This window comes from Sphingomonas hominis, from assembly GCF_013328205.1.
GTDB classification, from domain to species: Bacteria; Pseudomonadota; Alphaproteobacteria; order Sphingomonadales; family Sphingomonadaceae; genus Sphingomonas; species Sphingomonas hominis.
The window spans coordinates 43,414-49,522 of record NZ_JABULH010000011.1; the positions used below are offsets into that span (position 1 = coordinate 43,414).

7 protein-coding genes are annotated in these 6,109 nt (G+C 63.6%); 3 read left to right on the forward strand and 4 right to left on the reverse strand.

From position 1 onward, the window contains the following. Positions 1-100 precede the first annotated feature (100 nt). A complete protein-coding gene (locus tag HRV97_RS16040) occupies positions 101-577 on the forward strand; it encodes a YkgB family protein (RefSeq protein ID WP_010339850.1) in 477 nt (158 codons plus the stop codon). 111 nt (positions 578-688) lie between these two features. Here the strand turns inward: HRV97_RS16040 and HRV97_RS16045 are convergent, their stop codons facing one another. From HRV97_RS16045 to HRV97_RS16060, 4 genes are all read right to left on the reverse strand, one after another. Next, entirely contained in the window at positions 689-1,285 is a 597-nt protein-coding gene (locus HRV97_RS16045; RefSeq protein ID WP_021245550.1) for a recombinase family protein, read from the reverse strand. 80 nt (positions 1,286-1,365) lie between these two features. Continuing rightward, positions 1,366-1,752 (reverse strand): TniQ family protein, encoded by a 387-nt coding sequence (locus HRV97_RS16050; RefSeq protein ID WP_021245551.1) that lies wholly within the window; start codon positions 1,750-1,752, stop codon positions 1,366-1,368. After that, on the reverse strand, positions 1,742-2,659 hold the full coding sequence (locus HRV97_RS16055; RefSeq protein ID WP_021245552.1) for a TniB family NTP-binding protein: 918 nt from the start codon (positions 2,657-2,659) through the stop codon (positions 1,742-1,744). Before HRV97_RS16055 ends, HRV97_RS16050 begins: the two co-directional genes overlap by 11 nt. Positions 2,660-2,661: 2 nt before the next feature. Beyond that, positions 2,662-4,185, reverse strand: coding sequence for a Mu transposase C-terminal domain-containing protein (locus tag HRV97_RS16060; protein WP_223176904.1), 1,524 nt, complete (start codon positions 4,183-4,185; stop codon positions 2,662-2,664). 349 nt (positions 4,186-4,534) lie between these two features. Here HRV97_RS16060 and HRV97_RS16065 point away from each other — a divergent pair, with 349 nt between their 5' ends. Continuing rightward, positions 4,535-5,116 carry a recombinase family protein gene (locus HRV97_RS16065; RefSeq protein ID WP_007406331.1) on the forward strand — a complete coding sequence of 194 codons (582 nt, stop codon included), beginning with the start codon at positions 4,535-4,537 and terminating at the stop codon, positions 5,114-5,116. Positions 5,117-5,136: 20 nt separating this feature from the next. Next, the gene (locus HRV97_RS16070; RefSeq protein WP_126014483.1) at positions 5,137-5,961 is read left to right on the forward strand and encodes a hypothetical protein; all 825 of its coding nucleotides are present in this window, start codon (positions 5,137-5,139) and stop codon (positions 5,959-5,961) included. Positions 5,962-6,109: the final 148 nt, after the last annotated feature.

Below are 6,109 nucleotides of genomic sequence, written 5' to 3' on the forward strand. Positions count from 1 at the left end.
TTGCCTCATTCATTGCCGGCGCATAGTGTATGCGCAGCGCATATATCACGCCTGTCTAAGCATGAAGGCAGGTCATGCGCCATGATGAAAGCGAGGCACCATGTTTTCGACATTACACATAGCTGAAAAGACGACCGGCTCTCGCGGGTCTCTCGCGTTGCTGCGCTGGGCGCTGGTGGTCATCTTTCTCTGGTTCGGTTGCATGAAATTCACGAGCTATGAAGCGATGGGCATCGCGCCATTGATGAAGAACAGTCCGATCATGAGCTGGATTCCGGCCGTTTTTGGGGTGCAGGGTGGAAGCTATTTTATAGGCACCGTCGAGCTCGCGACGGCCGCTGCGCTGATTATCGGTGCTTTCAACAAGACGGCCTCCGCTCTCGGCGCGGCGATGTCATGCCTGACTTATGCCGTGACACTGACGTTTTTCCTGAGCACGCCTGGCGTCGCCGAGCCGACCGCTGGCGGGTTCCCGGCGATTTCGGCCGGAACCGGACAGTTCCTGTTGAAGGACCTGGTGCTTCTTGCGGCATCAGCGTGCCTTCTACTTGCGTCCATACGGACAGCAGACGCGTGACGGCAAACAGGTGATAGGCGACGCTCCGGACCTGCGCTTTTGCCGAACTGTCGGTTTTCAAAGTCGATGTCAGCTATATGTCAGAGACGATGACAGCCACGACGTTACGGCTCATTCTGCGGCGTTGAGTGCGGGCGTGGTGGGTGCCTCGGTTTTGAGTGCAGCGAGTTCGCGGTAGAGAGTGGATCGGCCAAGCCCAAGCTGCTTCGCCGCCTGCGCCGGACGCACGCCGGCCTCGATCAGCTTGAGCGCCGACGCCAGCTTGTCGGCGTCGAGCGTAGGGCGTCCAGGCACTTTTCCCCGCGCGCGCGCCGCGGCGATGCCGTCGCGGGTGCGCTCGACGATCAGCCGGCGCTCGAAATGCGCGATGGCACCGAACACATGGAACACCAGCTCGCCTGCAGCCGAGGATGTATCGAGCCGTTCCTCCAGCGAACGGAATGCGAGCCCGCGCGCCTTGAACATGTCGACGGTTTCCAGCAGCTCCTTGAGCGATCGGCCGAGGCGATCGAGCCGGACGACGCAGATGATATCGCCGGGTCGGCAGAAGCCAATCAGCTCGTTTAGGCCGGGCCGATCGAAGCTCTTGCCCGAGATCACATCGTCGAACACGCGGATCGCGCCCGCTTCGTCGCGCAACCGGCGACGCTGCACCTCCAGGTCCTGGTCGCTGGTGGAGACGCGGGCATAGCCCAGCACGTCCGGCATCGTGGTGTAACCCCTGTCCCTAATCCGCTCGGTTTGTGGACAAGCGGGCCGGCGCTCGCAAAATCGGGCGCCGACCGTCTCTAAATACTGTCCACAAACCCGCCGTGTCCAGAAAATCTGAACCGCATTTTGTGGACGATTTCTGGATCGCAGCGGATTACCCAGCGCGCCGCCACCTTGGTTCGAGCATGGCAACGGGCGTCGGTCATGTTGCGGAGCCGGCGGATCGACTGACCGGTGCCGCTCGACAGGCGTTCCAGCAAGGCTTGGGGCGGATCGTCCGCGCAGCGGTCAAGATCGCCGACATTGCAGCCAAGGCCATATCGACAGAAGGTCGCTACACCCATGCCGTAGGTGTCGGCCAGTCTGCGGACGTAAGTGTCCAGCCTCTCCAACGGACGCGGTTGCGGATGCAGCGGCCAGCGCGGGCGCGGTAGGTCGCCCATCAGCTCGACTTCATCGAACACGGGGGAAGGACGCTTCGAACAGGGCGCGCCGTTCGTCCGGCCCACGAAAGTCGCACCCTTCAAGCATCACGCGGTCGATCCGTTCGCGTCCATGCAGCAGCGCATGAACCGTCGCGGCAGTGAGCAAGGCCGCGACCTCGCCGATCAGGCCGGTCGATCGGCGCAGCACCATACTGCGTATTTCAGGAGCGTCCGCCAACGCCGATCGTTCGCGCAAAGGCAACGCCCGCTCGAAACTGGCGAGGAGGCGCGCGAACACACCGTCGTCCTGCCATGCCGGTAGCGGGATCGGCTCGAAGCGGTTCTCAAGCTGGTCATCGCTGCGCACCGCGATCTGAGCCTGTTTGGTGCCCAGGCCGACGATCGGGATGCGGAGCGTGTTGCCGAGAAAGCGGAGCATGTTCAGGAATTCGGCGCGGCGACGGTGCGTGCCGGCGAGCAGGTTGTGCAGCTCGTCCACGATCAGCACCCGCACCTCGACCGCGCGCAGAAGGTCGAGTGCATAGCGTTCGAGACGTTCGCCGGGGAGGTTGAACGACACTGGCGCGTTGAGCGCCGTCAGGATCGCACCGTAGAAGCGTCGGACGCTTGGTTCGGTCGGCATCTGCATCACCACGACCGGCACGACTTCGCGCTGGCCGCACGAACTTGGTGACGGCGGATGCAGGCGCCGAAACTTCTCGGCGATCATGCTCTTGCCGTTATTAGTCGGCCCCACGATCAGCAGGTTGGGCGGCCGGACGCGGCCTGGCCCAAATCGGAAGGCGTCGTCGAGCCGCGCCAGGGCCGCTTCCGCGTGGGGATGAGCGATCCACCATTGGCCGTGCATATGCGCCAGGCGCTCCGACGATGGCAGGTCGGCGATAGGGCGGGCAGCGGGCGAGAGATGATCCGGCTCGCCCATCATGCTCACCACTCCTCTACATCGAAAGGCTCGGATGATGCCGTGCCATCGACCGCTCGCACAGGCCAAGGCGAAGCAGGTTCGCTCAACCGTGGGGCGGGATCGGTGATGACACGCAGCCCAAGCCGGCGGGCCTGATTGCGCCGGGTCGTGCGCGTCGCGGTTCGCGCTTGGACCTCGATCTCACGCATCTCCTCGATCCCGGCGAACAGTATGCCTTCGTCTATCTCACTTTGCCGTTGGCGACGCAGGCGGGATCGGGCGAGACGGTGTTCCCATAGCGAGACGGGTGGCCGGGAAAGTTCACGGTAGCCGACTTCGAGATAGCCACCGTCGTCGGGGTCGTGGACATAGATGCGGCTGAGGTCGCGGGGATCGCGGCGGATGAGTATGCGCCGGGGTGGTCCGTCCCGTTCAATCCAGGGCTTCAGCGCATCCGAAAAATAGTGGATGTGGTCGATCACTACCCCGTCGCGCCGCAAGGTCCGCCGGACCACAGGCAGAAAGTCGATCAGGAACGCGCGCGGATCACGCGGCGACGGCGGTGCCAGTCCTTCGGTGGCAAGGGCGCGCACGCCTTCCTGATAGCGTTGTAATGGGGCTTCGCCGTCCAACCCGGCATGGGGACGCAGATGGTAGAGCTTGGCGATGGCGACGGCCAACCATCGTTCCAGCTCGGCGAGCGTCAGGCACGCGGCCTTGTCGCTGTCGTAGCGTCCACGCTGCATGACGTTGGAGAAGGTCGTGCCGGGCAGGCCATGCACCAACTCCATCAGCGTGCCGATCACCCGTTCCACGACACCACCGACCTGCGGTCGCCCGAATGGTCGCCAGTCGATCGTGATGTCGTGCTGGGCGCAGCCGCGTTCCAGAGCTTCGGAGTGGAACTCGGCGGCATTGTCCACGCCGATCTGCCGGGGGCGTCCCATCACCGGCCAGTCCGCATCGACCCCGATAGCTGTCAGCCACGACCGCTTGTCCGACGCGACATGCGCCAGGCACAGCCCGACGCTGGTAGCGGACGGTGCTTCCAGCGTCACGAGGAGGCCGGCGATGCAGCGGCTGAACACGTCGATTGCGACCGTCACCCAGGGGCGGCCGATCGGGCGGCGCTCGATCGGATCGACCAGGATGAGGTCCACTGGCGTATGGTCTATCTGCACCACGTCGAGCGGCGCCTGGGCGGTCACGGTCGATCCCAGCACCGCTTCCGGAACAGCCACGTCACCGCGTCTACGCCGCTCTTCCTGCGACAAAGCCGCGATCCTGCGCCGGACGGTACTCGCCGATGGCGGGCGCACATGCTGGTCGCGGGCGCGCCGGCGAACCTCGACCACGATCTTCTCGGCCGACAGCCGCTGCGGCGTCAGGTACAGTTCGGCTACGGCATCGCGGATCAGGGCCTCGCGGCGCTCCTCGATCCGCCTCTTGCCGCGCCCGCCATCCGATCCGCTGCTGACCAGCGTGGTTACCGTACCGCCGCCCTCGCGGCATTTTCGGAGCAAGCGGTAAACCTGACGCTCGGACACGCCCAAGACGACTGCGGCTGCGCGGGCCTGCTCGCGGGGACAGGCCGGCAGCGCCGCCAGTGGCCGAAGCACCGCCGCACGTCGCTCTGCCTCCTGCCATGACGGCCCGGGAACGAGGCTCAGGTCCGAAGCTGCTTCCGCCAACTGCCGACCTCCACTTCGAGGGAAGTGCAAGCTGCTGACATCGACTCCGATCACCAGCGACGCCGAGTGTGACAAACGCCGGCCCCGCTTAGCAAGCGTTCATTCGGCTTTCGCTGACATTGGCTTCGAAAACTGACACCACGAGGGCGGACGCTGTCGCAAATGTCTGTTGCTAATCAGCCGTGTTCCAATGCACATCTGCGACATGCTCCTCGGCTATGCGCGCGTATCTACCGACGATCAGGATCTCACGCTTCAAAAGACGGCACTGAAGGCGGCCGGATGCCGGCGGACATTCGAGGAGAAGGTGTCCGGCGCCAAGCGCGCCCGACCGGAACTCGACCGGATGCTGGAGCAGCTGCGCGACGACGACGTGGTTGTGGTCACCCGGCTCGATCGCCTAGCGCGGTCGACGCGCGACCTGCTCGACATCGCCGAGAAGCTGAACGAGGCGGGAGCGGGGCTGCGCTCGCTCGCCGAGCCCTGGGCCGACACGACCACGCCTGCGGGACGCATGGTGCTCACCGTGTTCGCCGGCATCGCGGAGTTCGAGCGCGAGCTGATCCACCAGCGTACCAGTTCCGGCCGCGCGGCAGCCATGGCGCGCGGCGTGAAGTTCGGGCGTAAGCCCAAGCTCACTCCGGACCAGATCGCGCTCGGACAGCGTCTCGTCGGCGAAGGCACATCGGTGCGCGAAGCGGCGAAGCTGCTGAAGTGTCATCATGCCACGCTCTATCGGGCGCTCAACCATCCGGCGCAGATGCCCGTACATCGCTCGACACGTTGATTGAGGAGTAGGATTTCGCCATGATCTTCGCGCTTCTACTAGCGGCAAGTTCGCCGAATTCCGCGCTGGAGGCGGAGCGGGCCTACTCGGAAGCTGTACTTGCCAGTGGCCGTCAGGCAGCGGCACGCAGTTTCGGTCCACAAAGCGACCCCTGGCCAATACAACATGCGCCCGAAACCGCGCGCTCTCCATCTGTGGCCAGCATGTTGCAAGCAGCCGAGAGTAGCCGAAGGTGGTGGCTCACAATGATGAGTGTCGAGAGCCATGCCGAGCGCAGACCCGAACTTGTCTTTCCGTCCTGTGATCCGAGCGGGTCGGCAGTTGTTATCGGCGGGCTGTACGATGGCGGAAATCGAGTTGGATCATATAAGACGCTTTGGCGGAACAGTGCTGAGGGGTGGCGCTGGGAAATCGACGACTATCGTCGGGATGGATCGAAGGCATTAGCGGCAGAAAGTTTACAAGCGATCGAACCTGAGTGCTCGGCAAAACTCACCAATGAACAGCTCCAAATCCAAGCCGTTAGCGATGCGAAAGAGATCGCGTCTGTTTTGCGACAGGAGCAGGCCGGCAAACAGGTCGACTGGTTGGCTGTTCCAAGACGAAGCGTGGCCGAAGACGTTATCTTTGTCGGCAACGATGGCCGACGCATCCGCAGGCTCCCCGCCAAGCTGCCCATTCGGCGCATAGCGGGTGCGTTATCGTCCGGAAGCAGTTACGATGAAACGCTACGGTGGAGTAGCCGCGTCCTGGACGGGTCTGCACAAGCCCATAGCTTTCAGATCACCCAGTGGCGCGGTCCCAAGAATGGATGGCAGATCGTCTACTACGAGCTCCGCGGGTGAAACATCACGAGAGGTGATCCGGTAACTTCCAACTCGTCCAACCTCACAAACCCACGAAACTTAATATACTTTGCGGCAACGCTCAGGCCTTTGTTGACCATTTGTTCCGACTGCCGCTGTCCATATGACAAACCTTGAGGTGCCCCCT